The sequence below is a fragment of the Aquibium microcysteis genome, from assembly GCF_014495845.1.
Taxonomy (GTDB): domain Bacteria; phylum Pseudomonadota; class Alphaproteobacteria; order Rhizobiales; family Rhizobiaceae; genus Aquibium; species Aquibium microcysteis.
This window is the reverse complement of the sequence record NZ_CP061080.1, coordinates 3,819,615-3,836,686: the sequence shown is the minus strand read 5'-3', so window position 1 is coordinate 3,836,686 and position 17,072 is coordinate 3,819,615. Positions and strand designations below refer to the sequence as shown.

17 protein-coding genes are annotated in these 17,072 nt (G+C 66.5%); 14 read left to right on the top strand and 3 right to left on the bottom strand.

Annotation, left to right across the window (positions count from 1 at the left end; all coding sequences use genetic code 11):
* Positions 1-118 precede the first annotated feature (118 nt).
* Positions 119-1,492: a mechanosensitive ion channel family protein gene (locus IAI54_RS17850; RefSeq protein WP_187968473.1), complete on the top strand. Its 1,374-nt coding sequence runs from the start codon at positions 119-121 to the stop codon at positions 1,490-1,492.
* Positions 1,493-1,713: 221 nt separating this feature from the next.
* On the opposite strand, the gene IAI54_RS17845 is transcribed toward IAI54_RS17850, so the two are convergent.
* The gene (locus tag IAI54_RS17845) at positions 1,714-2,265 is read right to left on the bottom strand and encodes a TIGR02444 family protein (protein WP_187968472.1); all 552 of its coding nucleotides are present in this window, start codon (positions 2,263-2,265) and stop codon (positions 1,714-1,716) included.
* A 106-nt stretch (positions 2,266-2,371) separates the two neighbouring features.
* Between IAI54_RS17845 and IAI54_RS17840 the strand changes: the two genes are divergently transcribed.
* Genes IAI54_RS17840 through IAI54_RS17825 form a run of 4 tightly spaced genes read left to right on the top strand, consistent with a single transcriptional unit; the run spans position 2,372 to position 5,697 of the window.
* Complete coding sequence (locus tag IAI54_RS17840) at positions 2,372-3,715, top strand: amidase (protein WP_187968471.1); 1,344 nt, start codon at positions 2,372-2,374, stop codon at positions 3,713-3,715.
* The gene (locus IAI54_RS17835; RefSeq protein ID WP_187968470.1) at positions 3,712-4,371 is read left to right on the top strand and encodes a DUF2848 domain-containing protein; all 660 of its coding nucleotides are present in this window, start codon (positions 3,712-3,714) and stop codon (positions 4,369-4,371) included. Before IAI54_RS17840 ends, IAI54_RS17835 begins: the two co-directional genes overlap by 4 nt.
* 2 nt (positions 4,372-4,373) lie before the next feature.
* A complete protein-coding gene (locus IAI54_RS17830) occupies positions 4,374-4,751 on the top strand; it encodes a cupin domain-containing protein (protein WP_187968469.1) in 378 nt (125 codons plus the stop codon).
* A 19-nt stretch (positions 4,752-4,770) separates the two neighbouring features.
* Positions 4,771-5,697 carry an ABC transporter substrate-binding protein gene (locus tag IAI54_RS17825; RefSeq protein WP_187968468.1) on the top strand — a complete coding sequence of 309 codons (927 nt, stop codon included), beginning with the start codon at positions 4,771-4,773 and terminating at the stop codon, positions 5,695-5,697.
* 239 nt (positions 5,698-5,936) lie between these two features.
* Here IAI54_RS17825 and IAI54_RS17820 read toward each other — a convergent pair whose 3' ends face one another.
* Entirely contained in the window at positions 5,937-6,554 is a 618-nt protein-coding gene (locus IAI54_RS17820) for a MarR family winged helix-turn-helix transcriptional regulator (RefSeq protein WP_187968467.1), read from the bottom strand.
* Between the two features lie 345 nt (positions 6,555-6,899).
* Between IAI54_RS17820 and IAI54_RS17815 the strand changes: the two genes are divergently transcribed.
* Entirely contained in the window at positions 6,900-8,405 is a 1,506-nt protein-coding gene (locus IAI54_RS17815) for a 4-hydroxyphenylacetate 3-hydroxylase family protein (RefSeq protein WP_187968466.1), read from the top strand.
* Between the two features lie 54 nt (positions 8,406-8,459).
* The gene (locus tag IAI54_RS17810) at positions 8,460-9,005 is read left to right on the top strand and encodes a flavin reductase family protein (RefSeq protein WP_187968465.1); all 546 of its coding nucleotides are present in this window, start codon (positions 8,460-8,462) and stop codon (positions 9,003-9,005) included.
* A 65-nt stretch (positions 9,006-9,070) separates the two neighbouring features.
* Here IAI54_RS17810 and IAI54_RS17805 read toward each other — a convergent pair whose 3' ends face one another.
* A complete protein-coding gene (locus IAI54_RS17805) occupies positions 9,071-9,712 on the bottom strand; it encodes a MarR family winged helix-turn-helix transcriptional regulator (RefSeq protein WP_187968464.1) in 642 nt (213 codons plus the stop codon).
* Between the two features lie 345 nt (positions 9,713-10,057).
* Between IAI54_RS17805 and IAI54_RS17800 the strand changes: the two genes are divergently transcribed.
* The 7 genes from IAI54_RS17800 to IAI54_RS17770 all read left to right on the top strand — a co-directional run bounded on the left by IAI54_RS17800 (position 10,058) and on the right by IAI54_RS17770 (position 17,033).
* Positions 10,058-10,840: an isochorismatase family protein gene (locus tag IAI54_RS17800; protein ID WP_187968463.1), complete on the top strand. Its 783-nt coding sequence runs from the start codon at positions 10,058-10,060 to the stop codon at positions 10,838-10,840.
* A gap of 63 nt (positions 10,841-10,903) precedes the next feature.
* Positions 10,904-11,941, top strand: coding sequence for a 2,5-dihydroxypyridine 5,6-dioxygenase NicX family protein (locus IAI54_RS17795; protein WP_187968462.1), 1,038 nt, complete (start codon positions 10,904-10,906; stop codon positions 11,939-11,941).
* 60 nt (positions 11,942-12,001) lie between these two features.
* Positions 12,002-12,235 carry a tautomerase family protein gene (locus tag IAI54_RS17790; RefSeq protein WP_187968461.1) on the top strand — a complete coding sequence of 78 codons (234 nt, stop codon included), beginning with the start codon at positions 12,002-12,004 and terminating at the stop codon, positions 12,233-12,235.
* Positions 12,236-12,451: 216 nt separating this feature from the next.
* Positions 12,452-13,726 (top strand): cytochrome P450, encoded by a 1,275-nt coding sequence (locus tag IAI54_RS17785; protein WP_187968460.1) that lies wholly within the window; start codon positions 12,452-12,454, stop codon positions 13,724-13,726.
* A 9-nt stretch (positions 13,727-13,735) separates the two neighbouring features.
* Positions 13,736-14,776 carry a PDR/VanB family oxidoreductase gene (locus IAI54_RS17780; protein ID WP_210321143.1) on the top strand — a complete coding sequence of 347 codons (1,041 nt, stop codon included), beginning with the start codon at positions 13,736-13,738 and terminating at the stop codon, positions 14,774-14,776.
* 102 nt (positions 14,777-14,878) lie between these two features.
* The gene (locus IAI54_RS17775) at positions 14,879-16,315 is read left to right on the top strand and encodes an aldehyde dehydrogenase family protein (protein ID WP_187968459.1); all 1,437 of its coding nucleotides are present in this window, start codon (positions 14,879-14,881) and stop codon (positions 16,313-16,315) included.
* A 49-nt stretch (positions 16,316-16,364) separates the two neighbouring features.
* On the top strand, positions 16,365-17,033 hold the full coding sequence (locus IAI54_RS17770) for a flavin reductase family protein (protein ID WP_187968458.1): 669 nt from the start codon (positions 16,365-16,367) through the stop codon (positions 17,031-17,033).
* Positions 17,034-17,072 lie beyond the last annotated feature (39 nt).

Below are 17,072 nucleotides of genomic sequence, written 5' to 3'. Positions count from 1 at the left end.
GCTGCTCTCGGTCCGGCGGGGATCGTGGCGGCTGCTGCCCATCAACGATCGTGACGCCGCGAGCCTGAGGCCGCTCCCCATCCTGTCGGCGCTGGTCATCGCCCTGGGCGGCGGATCGATGGATCTCGTCGGCATCATGGGCATGAGTCCGATCGCCAGCACCGTCGCCGCACTCGTCTTCTCCGTCCTGCAACTCGCACTCCTTGCGCGGCTGCTGATCGTTCTGGGGAGGCTGCGGCTCCTTCGCGACCGCGATGCCGGAAACGTCACGAGCAGACATCCGCTGGCCAGCGCCTTGATGCTCGCCGGCTGGATCGTGATCGCGCTCTGCATCGGCCTCCTCGTTCGGGGCAACGTTACGCTCGTCGTGATGATCTGCGTCCAGTCGGCATGGATGTTTACCGTTGCCACCGCCGCCTACCTCACCGCTTCGGCGCTGGACGGCCTTGCTTCGAGCGCCCTATCGCGGTCGGGCCGCGTCGGCAGGTTTCTGAGCCGCGGCTTCAACGTTCCCGAGCGGCGTCTGACCCAGGGAGGGCTGCTGATCTCCGCCGCGATCAGGATCCTCGTCTTCTGCCTGGCGATCCTCCTCGTCCTCGCACCCACGGGGCGAGCCGTCGTCCCATCGCTCGCGGATCTGCCCGAACTCGTCACCCGCACGGTCAAAGCCCTCTTCCCCGACATCGGGGCCGGACTGCGTGGCGCAGGCGTGCTGGTGGTCGGACTGGTGTCCCTGCGCCTTGTATCGAGCTGGCTCCGCGACACGTTTCTGCCGACGACGCGGCTCGATGAGGGCACACGCACGTCGATCAGCACGATCGTGCGGTATGCAGGGTTCGCGGCCGTTCTCGTCTGGGCGGCATCCACGATCGGCCTCGGAATGGATCGGATCGGCCTCGTCGCGAGCGCGCTCTCCGTCGGCATCGGCTTCGGCCTTCAGGCGATCACCCAGAACTTCATATCCGGCCTCATCCTCCTGGCAGAACGGCCGGTCAAGGTCGGCGACACGATCCGGGTGGGCGAGGAGCAGGGGGACGTCCGGCGCATCAGCGTCCGCTCGACGGAGATCCGGATCGCGGATCATTCGACGCTGATCATTCCGAACTCCGAGCTGATCACCAAGAGCGTGCGCAACATGTCGATGGCCGACCCGCTTGGCCGGGTCCGCGTCGAGTTCTCGACGCCTTCGAGCGAGGACGCCGACGAGGTCATCGCGCTGGTCCGGACGCTCGTGGCCGCCCATCCGCGCGTTCTCGCGGAGCCCCGTCCCGACGTCAGGCTCGAGTCGCTCGTCGACGAGAAGATACTGTACGTCGTGACCGCCTTCGTCTCCTCCCCCCGCATCGTCGCCGACGTGCGCAGCGACATTCTCGTCGGACTGGCGAGGCTCCTGCGGATGCGCGCCGTTCCGGTCGCAGCGCGGGCGGGCCCTGCGCTCCCCGTGGCCGGGCCGGGGAGGCAGCCGCCGGAGGCGGCGCCGATGCTCCGCTGACGCGCCTGACGAGTGCCATCGGAAAACTCAGGTGAGGACGCTCATCGTCCTTCGAGATAAACCCACAGAAGTGCCGCAAGCATGCCGCTGAGCAGACCGATCGCGATAGCCTCCGGGGTCATCGATGTCAGATCCTCGCGTCCGGAACCTCGCGTCGCGGGCTTGCGGTCACGCCGCAGGTCATGTCCATGGCCGAGGAAGCCTCCGGCTGCGGTTCCTGATCACGCATCGCGGTGCGGCGCGGGGGCAGGAGCTCTCCCACCCGCAAACGACAGAATGGTCGCGAGGGCCTGCTGGTCCTGGCGGTCGGGAACCGCCCCGAGTTTGGCCAGGTAGCGCTCGATGAGCCGCGGCGAAGCGTCTCCCGCCCGGCTCGTCGAAGAATCTTGGCCGAGAAGCTCTTCCGCCGTTCGCTCCAGGATCGTCTGCTCCGCCCGTTCCATGAGGAGCTCCGCGTCAAGCACCGTCCTGTAGAGGGCTTCCGCCTCGGTCGCCGGCAGGGAGGGGTGGCCGCGCTTCACCGCCTTGCGTGCCGTCCGCAGCGGACGCACCACGTCGTGGTTCCATCGCGTCGCCCGCTGCACGATCGTTGCGAATGCTTCCTCGCCGATGTCGCCACGGCCCGTCGTGCTCCACCAGACACAGAACAGAAGCAGGTTCACGTCGACCCCGAGGTTGTCCTGCAGGACCAGGCAGGCCCTGGAGACGCCCGGACGGCCGTACAGGTCGACCGAGAAGTCCCAGAGCGTGGGCGGGCTGTCGGCGGAGGTCATCGATCGCTGGTTCCTTCATCGGGAAACGCATTTATCGCTGGACGTGAGAGGGCGTGTCCAATTATAGATGTACATACCGAATGTAGCTAATGAGCAAACATAACTCATGAATGCAAGGGTCAATCGCCGCGGGTCGGCGCAGGAACGGCTCGCCGAGAGTCTGGCGCGCATCGCCGATCCGGCTTCGGAGGGAGCGCGCGCCTGCGTCAGCGTGTATGAACGGAGCGCCCGCGCGGAGGCGGTTGCCGCAGACGAACGCAACCGTCTCGGCCTGTCTCTCGGTCCGCTCGATGGCGTGATCGTTTCCATCAAGGACCTGTTCGACGTCGCCGGCGACATCACGCGCGCCGGATCCGCCGTCGTGCAGGCGGAAGGGAAGCCGGCCCCCCGCGACGCGGAGGTCGTGCGCCGGCTCCGCGCCGGCGGGGCGATTGTCGTCGCCAAGACGAACATGAGCGAGCTCGCATTCTCGGGTGTCGGGACGAACCCGCACCTCGGCACGCCGGGAAATCCTCTCGACCGCTCTCTCGTGCCCGGCGGCTCGTCGTCGGGCGCGGCCGTCGCGGTTGCCGACGGGTTCTGCGAGGTCGCGATCGGCACGGACACGGGCGGCTCGGTGCGGATCCCGGCTGCTCTCTGCGGCCTGACCGGTTTCAAGCCCTCGCGGGCCGCGGTGCCGACGGACGGCGCGTTCCCGCTGTCGGAAACCCTTGACGCCATTGGCCCGATCGCCCGCAGCGTGGCCGAATGCGCGGCCGCCTACGACGTGTTGTCCGGCACGAGCCGCGACATCGACGCGCTGGAACCGGAAGGCCTGAGGCTCGGTATCGTCACGGGTCTTCCGTTCAGGGACATCGCGCCCGAAGTGGAGGCGGGCTTCGCGAGCGCGATCGCGGCCCTGTCGTCCGCCGGCATGCGGATCGTGTCGCTGGACCTGCCCGAGATCGAGGAGATGCGGCTGCTGAATGCACGTACGGGCGGCCTCGTCGCGGCCGAGGCCTATTCGGTCCATCAGGGTCGCGCTGCGAGGTTCGCGGATATGGATCCGAACATCGCGGCTCGGATCGAGAAGGGCGCAGCCGTCTCCGCGGCGACCTACATCGAGCTCCTGCGAGAGCGTCGCAGACTGATCGCGAGCTTCGAACGGCATTGGGAGCGCTTCGACGTGCTGGCCATGCCGACCGTGCCGATCACCGCGCCGACCATCGCAGAAGTGGCGGATCCGGCCCGTTTCGCCGACCGGAACCTGCTGCTGCTTCGCAACACCGCCATCGGCAACTTCTTCGACTGGCCGGCCATCTCGCTTCCGATCTCTCACGCCGGCACCGTTTGCGGAATCTCGATCATGGCGCGACCCGATGCCGACCGGCGTCTGCTGGCGGTGGCGACAGGCGTCGAGGCCGCATTGGCCGGGACGGGCATGCTCTACAAAACCGGAGACTGGAAATGATACGCAAGCGCCAACTGGACCCGCGTGCGATAAGCCACCTGACGATAGCCGGCTGGACCGGCCGCAACAAGGAAGCGCTCGAGAAGCATATCCGCGAACTGGAGGAACTCGGTGTCCCGCGCCCTGCATCGACGCCCATCTTCTACCGCGTGGCCGCACCATTGCTCACGACCGCCGACCGGATCGAGGTCATGGGCGAGGAGTCGAGCGGCGAGATCGAGCCGGTCGTCCTCATGCTGGACGATGCTCTCTGGGTCGGGGTCGGTTCCGATCACACCGACCGCAAGGCCGAGACGATCGGGGTCACCCTGTCGAAGCAGCTTTGTGCGAAGCCGGTCTCGAGCACGCTGTGGCTCTACGAGGACGTCGCTGACAGATGGGATACGCTCGAGCTGCGATCGCATGTGGTGGTCGACGGCAAGCGGCGCCTCTACCAGGAGGGCACGCTGGCGAACATGCGGCCCCCGCACGAACTGATGCGCCTCGACCGCGGTGCCGACCGGATGCCGAACGGTTCTGCGATGTTCTGCGGCACGCTCGCCGTGCATGGCGGAATAGCGCCCGCTCCCCGCTTCGAGATGGAACTGCGCGATCCGTCCACGGGCGAAGCGATCCTGGCCGCCTACGATACCATTTCCCTTCCTGTCCGAGGCTGACGATGATCTTCGAGAAAAAGCACGACGAGTTTCACACGCTCGACATGACCGAGGGCTGGCACGTGCCGGAGGGCTATCCGGCCGGCATCCAGCAGAAGATCATCGCCGGCGGGCTGGACGAGGCAGGGAAGAGGGGGAACAGGACCCGCCTCCTGCGTTTCGATCCGGGCGTCTATACCACGGTTCCATTCGTCCACACCTACTGGGAAGAGGTCTTCCTGCTCTCGGGCGACCTGATCGTCGGCAATGACGAGCACGGCCAGGGCGGGGAGAAGTTCGTGGGCTATACCTACGCCGTCCGTCCGCCGGGTGCCTATCACGGTCCGTTCCGATCCGAGACGGGCTGCCTGCTTCTCGAGACGCACTACTTCCAGCCGTGACCGAAGGGAGACAGGCACAATGCTGAAGCTCGCGGTCCCCGACCTCGTTTCCAACTCCTATTTCCCGGCCGAGGCGGCGATCGAACTCGGCTTCTTCCGCGCCCAGGGCCTGGACGTCTCACTGGAGCTGATCTTCCCGGTCGACCGCTGCTACGAGGCGCTTCGCGACGGCACGATCGACATCGTGGCGGGCTCGGCGCATTCCGCGCTCGCCGCGTTTCCCGGCTTCGAGGGAGTGAGGCTCCTCTGCGCGCAGGCGCAGGGCATGTACTGGTTTCTGGTGATGCATTCCGACTTCAAGGCCGTTCGTGGCGACCTGTCCGTCGTCAAGGGCAAGCGCATCGGCGCCGCGCCCTGGGTGGAGATGGGTCTGCGGCGGACGCTCGTGGAGGCGGGCATCGACCTCGAGGCCGACGCGGTGTCGATCGCGCCGGTGCCGGCTCCTGCCGGCAAGACGGTGAACTTCGGCCTCAACGCCGCGAGGGCGCTCGAGGAGCGGAAGATCGACGGTTTCTGGGCCAACGGCATGGCGGCCGAGATCGCCACGCGCCGGGGCGTGGGTACGGTCGTGCTGGACACCCGCCGCGGTGACGGACCTGCGCGATCCTTCCATTTCACGATGGCGTCCATCGCTTCGCGCGCCTCCTTCGTCGAGGAACAGCCCGAGGCGGCGCGTGGAATAGTCGCCGCCATAGCGGCGACGCATGCAGCGTTGCGCGCGGATGTGGGGCTCGCACGCAAGGTCGGCGATGCCCTTTTTCCGCCCGGCGAGGCGGAACTGATCACCGACCTGATCCGACGCGATCTCCCGTTTTACGACACGGCGATCTCGCGGGATTCGATCGCCGGAATGAGCGGATTCCTCCGGGAACTCGGTCTGATCGAAAAGGACCTGCGTTACGAAGACGTGGTACACCCGGGCCTCGCCCGCGAACCGGCTGTATGAACGCACGCGACCATGGCCGGGACGAGAACGGCCGGCGGACGAAGATCTGACCTGCTCTCGCAGCCACTGCGCGACGCGGCGACGCGTCCGCGACCCTTTCCGCCGTCCGGCATGACGCCCGCTTCGACGCCTCCCCTGGAGATCAGCGAGGATGCGACCCGGCGTGACGGGCGGATGACCGGACCCGTCCGGCGCAGCCCACGGTCACGGCCCGGCCGTTCCCTCCGACATCGCGCGGATCAGCCCCACCCCTTCTCGTCCCGCTCCGCGACCTTGAGCTCGGCAATGGCGAACTCGCTGTTTCGCGACAGTCGATTGAACATGCTTTCCGCGTTGTCGATGTCGGCCGCGACAATGCCCTGGAAGAGAATGTCGTTCACGCGGCGGACGAACACGCTGACGGTGTTGACCGTGTCCTGACCTTCCGCGGTGAGGCTCACCAGGACGCTTCGCCGGTCGTCGCTGTCGGCGCACTTCGAAAGAAGTCCCTTGCGAATCAGGCGGCCCACCTCCGTCGTCACGTGGGTCGGTGCGAGATGAATGTACTGGGCGAGCTTCTTGATCGTCACGCCCTGCTCGCCCTGCCTGTAGGCGACCCCGACCAGGACCGCGAACTGCGAACCGGTGAGTCCGATCGAACGGCCGAACGCCTCCCGGCACATGTTCATGCGACCGAGGACCTCGACGAAGAGATAGATCATCTGGCGAAAGCGGTCATCGCTCCCGTTGACCAGGAGATCGGCGTGCGAAACCGTCAGCGGCGGCGTGAACGATCTGTCGAGGGTACGCGGCTGCCTGGCCGATCCGGTCGTTCCAGCCGCTCGGCTCCGCTTCTTTTCGGGCGTGGATGTCGCCATGTCTCTGCCTGCCTTCGCGTGCGCGTCACCGCCCGTCCGTTCGACCCGATCCGACCGGGAGCGGGACCGTGACTGCGGTCACGACGGATAGATACAGGGGAAAGCTATGCGATTGAAGGGTCAGGGCCCGTAAATATCGCCCCCGCGCGGCGAAGGGCCGCTGATCGACGAGACGCCCCCGCGACGGCCGGCGTCGGCCCGGCCTGCCTGACCGGTTGCGCCGGGCCGGAAAAAACCACTCCGCGCGCCTGGAGTTGCGATCTTGACAGGTCCTGCGAAATATACAACATGAAGCTACTTGTTGTAGCTAAATGTCGGCCAGCCGACCAGGTCAGGGAGCAGATAATGAACGCGAACATCCGCGCCGTCAGGGTTGCCGCCGAGGCGCCCGCCGCCGCGCCGGCCTCCATGCGCACCGGCGAAGAATACCTCCGCTCCCTGCGCGACGGGCGCGCCGTCTTCGTCGACGGCGAGCGCGTCGCCGACGTCACCACCCATCCCGCCTTCGCGGCGGCCGCCCGCTCGGCGGCGAAGCTGTTCGACATCGCCGCCGATCCGGCCAATGCCGAGCGCATGACCTTCACCTCGCCCAGTTCCGGCAAGCCCGTCCTGCGCGCCTACCAGATCCCCCGCACCCATGCCGACCTGCGCGCCCGGCGCCTCGCCTCCGAGATGTGGTCGGAGGCCTCCTTCGGCATGATGGGCCGGACGCCGGACCACGTCTCCTCCTTCTTCTGCGGCTTCGCGGCCGTGCCCGAGGTCTTCGCCGCCGGCGGCGCCGAATATGGCGAGCGGGTGGTGTCCTTCCACGAGAAGCTGCGCGAGAACCATCTGTGGGCCACCTATGCCATCGTGCCGCCGCAGATCGACCGCTCGAAGCCGGCCCACCGGCAGTCCGATCCGGAACTCTATGCCGGCGTGGTCAAGGAGACCGATGGCGGCATCATCGTGTCGGGCGCCCAGCAGCTGGCGACCGCGGGGCTCTATTCCGACTATCTCTACCTGTCCTGCATCCATCCGCTGCAGCCGGGCGACGAGAACTACGCCATCGGCGTCGCCATCCCCATGAACGCGCCCGGCCTCAAGCTCTATCCGCGCCGCCCCTTCGCGCTGCAGGCGTCGAACGTCTTCGACCACCCGCTGAGCAGCCGCTTCGACGAGTCCGACTGCTTCGTGGTGCTCGACAAGGTGTTCGTGCCCTGGGAGGAGGTGTTCATCTACCGCAACCTCGAGGTCTGCCGCGACCAGTGGTGGAAGACGCCGTCGCATCTCTACGGCAATCTCCAGGCCCAGGCGCGCTACGCCACCAAGCTGCGCTTCCTCATCGGGCTGGCGGCGAAGATGAACGAGACGACCGGCAACGCCGCGCTGCCGCCGGTGATGGGGCAGATGGGCGAGCTGGCCGCGCTGATCTCGATCGTGGAGACCATGCTGGAGGCGCAGGAGACCGTCGCCACCGTCGATGCCAACGGCGTGCTGTGGCCCAGCCGGCAGGCGCTCTACGCGGTCATGGCGCTGCAGTCCGAGATCAACCCGCGCATGATCGAGATCGTGCGCGAACTCACGGGCGCCGCCATGATCAGCCTGCCCTCCTCGCAGAAGGACCTCGACAGCCCGCTCACCGCGCCCGACATCGAACGCTACATGGCGTCCGGCACCGGCTCGGCCCGCGACCGCATCAAGCTCATGCGGCTGGCCTGGGACTTCATCGGCTCGGAGTTCGGAAACCGCCACCAGCAGTACGAGAAGTTCTACGGCGGCGCCTCCTTCATCGTGAAGCAGAACATGTTCCGCAACTACGACATGAAGCGCGCAAAGGCCCTCGTCGACGGCGCCCTCGACATCGCCTGAAACGCCATGACCTCATCAGCGAAACCGAAAAGCCAAACAGGCGGCGGGCGGTCCATGGGTACGGAAATCGATATCGACGACACGCGGCAGCTGCGTGATGCCTTCGGTCGTTTCACGACCGGCATCGTCATCGTGACGACCGACGTCGGCGGCGAGCGCATCGGGGCGACCGTCAGTTCGTTCAACTCGGTATCCCTCGCGCCGCCGCTCGTCTCCTTCTGCATCGCCCGCAACGCCCGGGCGATGGCTGCCTGGGAGACTGCGCCGGGCTTCGCCGTGAGCGTCCTGTCCCGTACCCAGTCTCATCTTTCGACGCAGTTCGCGCGGAGCCTCGGAGACAAGTGGAGCGGGGTGGGCACGCGCCCCGCGTCATGCGTCGACGCTCCCCTGATCGAGGGGGCGCTGATGTGGTTCGAATGCGAGACCTATGCCCGCTACGATGGCGGCGACCATCTCATCATCCTCGGCCGGGTCGTTGCCGCGGAAGCCGGCCGCAGCGTCGAGCCGCTGCTGTTCTTCGGCGGGGCGTACCGCCATCTCGCGCCTCGAATGGAACACGAGCACGTCTCGCGGGACGACATGTGGCTCCACGCCTGGTGAGTGGCCCGGAGCGACGGATCGGCACGTCGCCCCCCGCCGCCGCGTGCCGCCGGGCGGAGCGTCGCTCAGCCCGGCTGGGTCTGGCCGGCTTCAGCGTCCTGAACCGGGCGGGCGGCCTTCCGGGCCGAAGCATTCGCGGTCCTGCGGACGAACGACATCGCTTCCTGCGAGTTGCCGACCACCTGCCTTGCGAAGACGTGGGCGTTGACCAGCCGGTTCAGCTTGACCCCGCGGAAGAGGATGTCGTTGACTTCGCTGACCACGGGCGTGATCCGCTCGATCTCCGCCCGTCCCTTGGCCGTCAGCGAGACCAGAACGCTGCGCCGGTCGCTGGCGTTGCTCCTCTTCACGAGGAGGCCTTTCGCCTCGAGCCGGCCGATCTCGGTCGTCACGTGCGTGGAGGCGAGCGCCACGTGCTCGGCGAGGTCCTTGATCGTGACGCCATCGCTGTGCTGCTGGGAAGCCACGCCCATGAGGACCGCAAACTGGGACGACGTCAGACCCAGGATCCGGGCGAACGCGCTCCTGCACTTGAGCAGGCGGTCCGCGCTCAGGACCCAAGTATAGATCGCTTCCCTGAAAAGCTGGTCGGTGCCGTCCTTGAGGAAGTCTTCACGCGAAGTGGTGAGGGGCGGCTGATAGTCCTGCATCCACGATCCCTTATTGGCCGGCAAGGCATCCTGTTCGGTTCTGCCTCCGGAAGACATTTGCCCGGTTTACCTACCATCCCGGACTCCGCCCGGCAACACGATCCAGCCGCACTGTTCAAAAAATGCATACAAGAGTTAGGCAAAAGCGCGCTTCGTAGGCATCCTCAATCGCCGTAAAATAGGGCGTTCCGGCGCGCTTGACAGGCCTGAAAAAATATACAGAATGTATATGAAATCTGGTGAACACGGCGGGCGCGACCGGTGTCGGCCCTTAGACGAAGACTTGCCGTTCCGGCCATTCCGTCCGCCGATGCACCCGAAGAAAAGACCGGCGAAAACTCGCCGGCCGATCGTCCGGCGCTGGGCCCGGCCGGTCGGTTGACAACCAAAAGAGGTACAGAGATGTCTGACAAGTCTGCCGGCGAGCCGATCTGGAACGCCTTCCTGACGGAGCGCGACAAGCAGGTCTTCGACGCTTCCGGCTACGGTGCGAAGGGCGGCTTCGGCAGCCGTCCCGCGCTCCTCATCATCGACGTCAACTACGGCTTCGTCGGCGACCGGCCGGAGCCCATCCTGGAGTCGGTGAAGCGCTGGATGAATTCCTGCGGCGAGGAGGGCTGGGCTGCGGTTGGCGTGATCAGGCAGCTGCTGGATGCCGCTCGCCCGAAGGGCATCCCGGTCATCTACACCTCCGGACTGCGGCGGGCGGATGCCTGGGACCAGGGCGCGTGGGCCTACAAGAACAGCCGCGTGAACCGCGATTATCTCGGCAAGTCGCCGGCGACGCTGCGCTCCAACATCATCGTCCCCGAGATCGCGCCCGGACCGAGGGATCTGGTGATCGGCAAGCAGAAGCCGAGCGCCTTCCACGGGACGCCGCTCCTCGACTATCTGGTGCACCTGCGGTGCGACAGTCTGCTGGTGACCGGCACGACGACGTCCGGTTGCGTCCGCGCCAGCGTCGTGGATGCCTTCAGCTACAACTACCGGGTGGCGGTCGTCCAGGACGGCTGCGCCGACCGCTCGCAGGCATCCCACGCGATCAACCTGTGCGACATGAACGCGAAGTATGCAGACGTCGTCTCCAGCCCCGAGACCATCAGCTACATCAACGGCCTGCCCGACGGGCTCTTCGACCTTCCGGCCGGCGATCCCGCCGCCGGCAAGCTGTTCGCCCACGACTAGGTCCAGGATCTCGAGCGCGAGGTTGAAGCCTCGCGCGCCAACGATCGCCAACAGGGGAAGGCAATGAGCGTCGACAAGGACATGTTCGATCTGTTCCGGATGGAACTGGAACTCTGCAAGGTGAAGCCGGGCGAGCGCGTCGGCATCCTGTCGGAAGATCTGATCCGCAGGGATTACGCGATGGCTTTCAGCGCCGCAGCCGAGGACCTCGGGGCGCATGTGCTGCACGTCAATATCCCGAAGCGGCCGGGTAGCTTCTTCGGGCCCGGAAACTCGCTGCGCGGCAGGCCGGCCGCCATCGAGGCCCTGAAGAACACCGACCTGGTCATCGACCTCATCGGACTGCTCTGGTCGAAGGAGCAGGACCAGATCACGGAGGGTGGGCCGCGCATGCTCCTGGTCCTCGAACCGATGAGCGTCCTCTCGCGGCTCCGGCCCTCGCCGGAGTCCCGGACGCGCGTCGAGGCGGCCCACCGTCTCATCGCAGGGTCCCGGGAGCTGCGGGTGACATCGCCCGGCGGCACGGACGTCACCTACAAGATCGGCAAGCTCAGGACGGTGAGCCAGTACGGCTACACGGACGAGCCCGGACGATGGGATGCCTGGGCCGGGTCGTTCGTGTGGACCGGCGGCGACGAGGACGGCGTCGACGGCACCGTCGTCATCGATGCCGGCGATCTGCTTCTCGATCCGATCCTGCGCTACGTATCGGAGCCGATCGTCCTGACGATCAGGAAGGGTTACATCACCGAAATCGCCGGCGGCGGCGCCGAAGGCGCCATCATGCGTGACTTCATGGCGGGATTCCGCGATCCGAAGGCCTATGCCGTATCGCACATCGGGTGGGGGCTGGACGAGAACGCGCGCTGGACGTTCCTCGCCACGAGCCCCGACGCTTCGCAGAGCCTCGGCGTCGATGGTCGCTGCTACTACGGCAACGTTCTGTTCTCGACGGGACCGAACACGGAGCTCGGCGGAACCAACAACACCGAATGTCACCTCGACATCCCTCTGAAGAACTGTTCGCTCTTCCTCGATGGCCGGCAGATCCTCAGGGACGGCGAGATACTGCCCGCCGAAATGCGGGTACCGGGCCGCTGACGTCGTTCACCATGCCGACGGGGGCGAAAGTCCCGCGGCTGCAGGCACAGGGAGATCACAATGCCACTCGTGCAAGTCCAGCATCTGGCCGGCGCCTTCACGCGCGATCAGCAGACGGCACTCATCCGCGACATCACGGAGGCGTTCGTGCGCGTGTCGGGCGACGGCATCCGGAACAACGTGCTCGTGACGGTGACGGAGGTCGCGAGCGGTCTCTGGGCCACAGGCGGCGTTCCCCTGACCATCGAGGACGTGGAGCGGCGGCGACGCGAAAGACAGGCCTCCCAGGGCTGAGACTGCCGGCGACCTCTGGAAGGTCGCCGGCGGGTGCGGGGGCGGAGGCGGGAGACCGCCCGGGTCACCGCAGGCCGGTCCAACGTCCTTTCGCGATCGGCGATTGACAAGGGACCGAACCCCAGGGAGCATACAGAATGTATATAAATTACGGGTCCGGTCCGGCGACTTCGTCGCCTTGCTGAGGTGCCAAAGGTGGAGAAGGGGTATCCCGACATGTCGACAAACGCAGCTTCCTTTCCCGTTCTCGAGGGTTTCGATCCCTTCGGTCAGGACTTCCTCAGCGATCCTGCCGCCACCATAAAGCGCGCTCACGAGACAGCGCCGGTCTTCTACTACGAGCCGCTCCGCATGTGGGTGATCACGAAGTACGACGACATCTGCCGTGCGGCGCGCGACGCCGAGACCTTCTCGTCGGACGCCACGGGATTCGTCCCGCCGCCGGACGACATCAAGCCGAAGATCCCCGACACCTTCCTGGCGGATCACTTCATCTCCCAGGACGGACCCGAACACACGCGCAGCCGGACCGCGATCGCACGCCAGTTCCTGCCGCGGGAACTGCAGAAGCAGGAAGAGAACATCCGTCGCATCGCCAATACCCTGATCGATGCGTTCATCGACAAGGGTCGCTGCGACCTGATGCAGGAGTTCTGCTACCCGCTGTCGCTCAACGTCATCATCGGGCTCATCGGAATGCCGCCGGAGCGCGCCGAAGACTACCGCCTGTGGACGGAGGACCTGTTCTCGGTGCTCACGCCGAAGGCGAAGGACGCCGTCAGCAAGCCGATGGGCGAGGACGAGCGGCGGGAGCGCTGGACCCGGCTGGCCGAGGGGCAGGGTTTCCTCGAGAACTTCGTCGCCGAGCGCGCCCGGTGTCCCGTTGGCGATCTTGCGAGCGTCATGCTGCAGGCGAAGGATCAGGCGGGCAGCCTGGCCATGACGCAGCACGGTGTCGTGCGCAAGCTGCACGAACTCATCGCGGCGGGGAACGACACGACCGCCAATCTCATGGCCCACATGCTCGTCTACATGGGCGAGCATCCGGAGCAGGATGCGCAGATCCGCGCCGACAAGGCGCTTCTGCCCAAGGCCATCGAGGAGACGCTGCGGCGCCGCGGGACGTCGCCCGGATTGTTTCGCGTCACGACCAGGGATGTCGAGTTCGGCGGCGTCTCGATACCGCAGGGTTCGCTCGTGTGGCTGCTCTTCATCGGCGGCGGTCTCGACGAAAGCCATTTTCCGAACGCCCAGGCATGGGACATCCACCGTCCCAACAGCGACAAGCATCTCGCCTTCGGTCACGGACGTCACTCCTGTCTCGGCAATCCCCTGGCCCGCCTGGAGGCGCGCGTCGCTTTCGAGGAGCTGCTCCGGAGGATTCCCGACATCCGCGCGGTGCCCGGCCAGAAGCTCGACTACCTGCCGACCCTCACCGTCACGACCATCAATCACCTCATGGCCGAATGGACGCCCCCGGTCAGGGCGTGAGGCAAGCGCATGGAACTGACGCTGCTGCAATCGTCGGTGTCGACCGACGCGCCGCGCGATGCCGTACCTGGAGCCGCCGTCATGAATGATCCGAGGGACCAGGTTCTCAGCATCGAGCGCGTCACCTTCGAGACGTCGGATGTCGTCGTCCTCGAACTGCGCCGCGCGGATCGCGGGATCCTGCCGTCATGGACGCCCGGGGCTCATGTGGACGTGATCCTGCCTTCGGGCAGGATCCGCCAGTATTCGCTCTGCGGAAACCCTGCGGATCGCAGCCGGTATCGGGTGGCGATCCTGCGCGAGCCCGCCGGCCGCGGCGGCTCCGCCGAGCTCCACGACATCGCCAGGGAGGGCACCGTGGTCACCGTCCGGGGGCCGCGCAACCATTTCGAACTCGTTCCGGCCGACCGTTACCTGTTCGTCGCCGGCGGCATCGGCATCACGCCGATACTGCCGATGATCCTCGCGGCGGAGGCGGCCGGCGCAGCGTGGCGTCTCGTCTACGGCGGCCGTACGCAGGCGACGATGGCGTTTCTCGGCGAGATCGGCCAGCGCATGGGCGGCGAGGTCCAGCTGCTGCCGGAAGACCTGTCCGGCCGACCCGATCTGGACGCGCTGCTCGCCGGCGTCGGGGAGGGCGAGATGGTCTACGGCTGCGGGCCGGCCGGCATGCTCGGCGCGCTGGAAGCCGCGGCCGAGCGCCATGGCAGGTCACGGGTGCTTCATGTCGAGCGCTTCGGCGCGGCGGAGGATGCCGTCCCGGCGGCGGGTCTGGCTGGGGACGCGGCGTTCACGGTGGAGCTGCGGCGGTCGGGCCTGAGCCTCGACGTTCCGGCGGACCGCAGGCTGGGGGACGTTCTGCTCGATGCCGGGGTGCCGGTGCCCTTCTCGTGCCAGGAAGGTTACTGCGGAAGCTGCGAGACGGCCGTTCTCGAAGGCGTGCCGGATCATCGCGATACGATCCTGACCGATGAGGAGAAGGCTGAAGCCCGCATCATGATGGTCTGCTGCGGGCGTTCGAAAACGCCGCGCCTGGTGCTGGATCTCTAGTGCGCGGCGCGTCCGCGGGCCGGTGCCGGAACCGGTCATCATTCAATTCCCGACGCCGTCATGGCGTCCGGCAAGTCTAGGCGCGAACGCGCGGAGGTACGGATGGAAAACGCATTGAACTTCTACATCGACGGACGGTGGGTCGCGCCTTCGAACGCCGTCCCGTTCGACGTCGTCAATCCCGCCACCGAGGAAGTGGTCGCGCAGACGAGCATGGGCAGCGCCGAGGATGTCGACCGTGCGGTCAGGGCGGCGCGCACGGCGTTCGAGACCTTCTCCACCTGGAGCGTGGGGCAGCGTATCGAACTGCTGGAGCGGATCATCGTCGAGTACGAGCGTCGGTTCGACGACATCGCCTGGGCGATCACGACGGAGATGGGCTCGCCCATCGGTTTCTCCCGCGGCCTGCAGACCCCCGCGACGCTGGGGCACCTCCGGGAGGCAATCGCGGTCCTGAAGGATTTCAAGTTCGAGTACATGCTCGGAAAGACGCGCATCCTGCGCGAACCGATCGGGGTATGCGGGTTCATCACGCCATGGAACTGGCCGATCAACCAGATTACGGCCAAGCTCGGCAGCGCCATCGGGGCGGGCTGCACCATGGTCGTCAAGCCGAGCGAGTACGCGCCGCTCAGTCCCATCATCCTGGCCGAAGTGCTGCACGAGGCAGGAGTGCCGCGGGGCGTGTTCAACCTCGTCAACGGCGACGGTCCCACGGTGGGCAGTGCCATCTCCAAGCATCCCGGAATAGACATGGTGTCGTTCACCGGCTCGACCGCAGCCGGCATCGCGGTGGCCCGCGACGCTGCCGGGACGGTCAAGCGGGTCCATCAGGAACTCGGCGGGAAATCAGCCAACATCATGCTGCCCGGCAGCCACATCGACGGGTCGGTTCCATACGGCATGGTTCGCGCCTTCACCAACAGCGGGCAGTCCTGCATCGCTCCGTCGCGCATGCTGGTGCCCGAGAGCGACATGGAACGGGTCGTCGAACTCGTCAGGATGGCCGCGTCGGCGCTGGTCGTCGGCGATCCCCGGCGGGAGGAAACCACGCACGGTCCCGTGGTCAACGCCCGGCAGTTCGAGCGGGTCCAGGGCTTCATCCGGGCGGGCATCGACGAGGGTGCGCGGCTGGTCGTCGGCGGCGAGGGCCGGCCAGCCGGCATGAACAAGGGCTATTTCGTCCGGCCGACGATCTTCGCGGACGTGACGCCCGACATGCGGATCGCGCGGGAAGAGATCTTCGGACCGGTGCTGGCCATCATGCCGTACCGCGACGTGGAACACGCCATCGAAATCGCCAACGACACCGAGTACGGCCTGGCGGGCTTCGTATCCGCAGACAGCATGGAAGAAGCGGATGCTGTCGGCAGGCGCATCAGGGCTGGTCGAATCTATCTCAACGACCGGCCACAGGACGTGACGCCCAACTACGAATTCGAAGCCCCGTTCGGCGGCTACAAGCAGTCCGGCAACGGGCGCGAGGTCGGATTGTTCGGCTTCGAGGAGTTCCACGAGGTCAAGGCGGTCATCGCCTGATCCGTCCGATCGAGATGTTTCCGAGTTTTTCCAACCCGCGAGTCTGTTGATGTTCTACCAGCCGGAAAAAAACGACCATGGATTGCCGTTCAATCCATTCAAGTCCCTTGTCGTGCCGCGGCCGATCGCCTGGATATCCACCGTCAGCGCCGACGGCATCGTCAACCTCGCGCCGTTCAGCCAGAGCAACATCCTGGGCTGGGACCCTCCCTACGTCATGTTCTCGGCACAGAACCGCGCGAGCGGAACGCGCCCGGACAGCGTCACCAACGCGGAGACCACGGGCGAGTTCGTGTTCAACATGGCCACCTATGATCAGCGCGAGGCGATCGTCGAAACGAGCATGATCATGGATCCGGCGGTCGACGAGCTCGCTGCGACGGGGCTCACGCCGGTCGAATCGAGACTGGTCAGGCCGCCGAGGGTCAAGGAAAGTCCGGTCAGCCTCGAGTGCAGGCACTACCAGACGCTCGTCCTCGCGAACCGCATCCCGGGGCTGTTCAATTCCGTCGTCATCGGACAGGTCGTCGGCATCCACATCGACGACGACTACATCACGCCGGAAGGCCGGTTCGACGTGCTGAAGGCGCGTCCGCTCGCCCGTATGGGCTATCTCGACTACACCTCGGTCACCGACGTGTTCGAGATCCGGCCGCAGGGCATCTCCGAGGACACGATCATCGGCATGGCAGGCGGCGGAACGCAGCGCGCCGGCTAGGCACGCGCGGCGCATCTGCCGCGCACCCCATCAATCCTC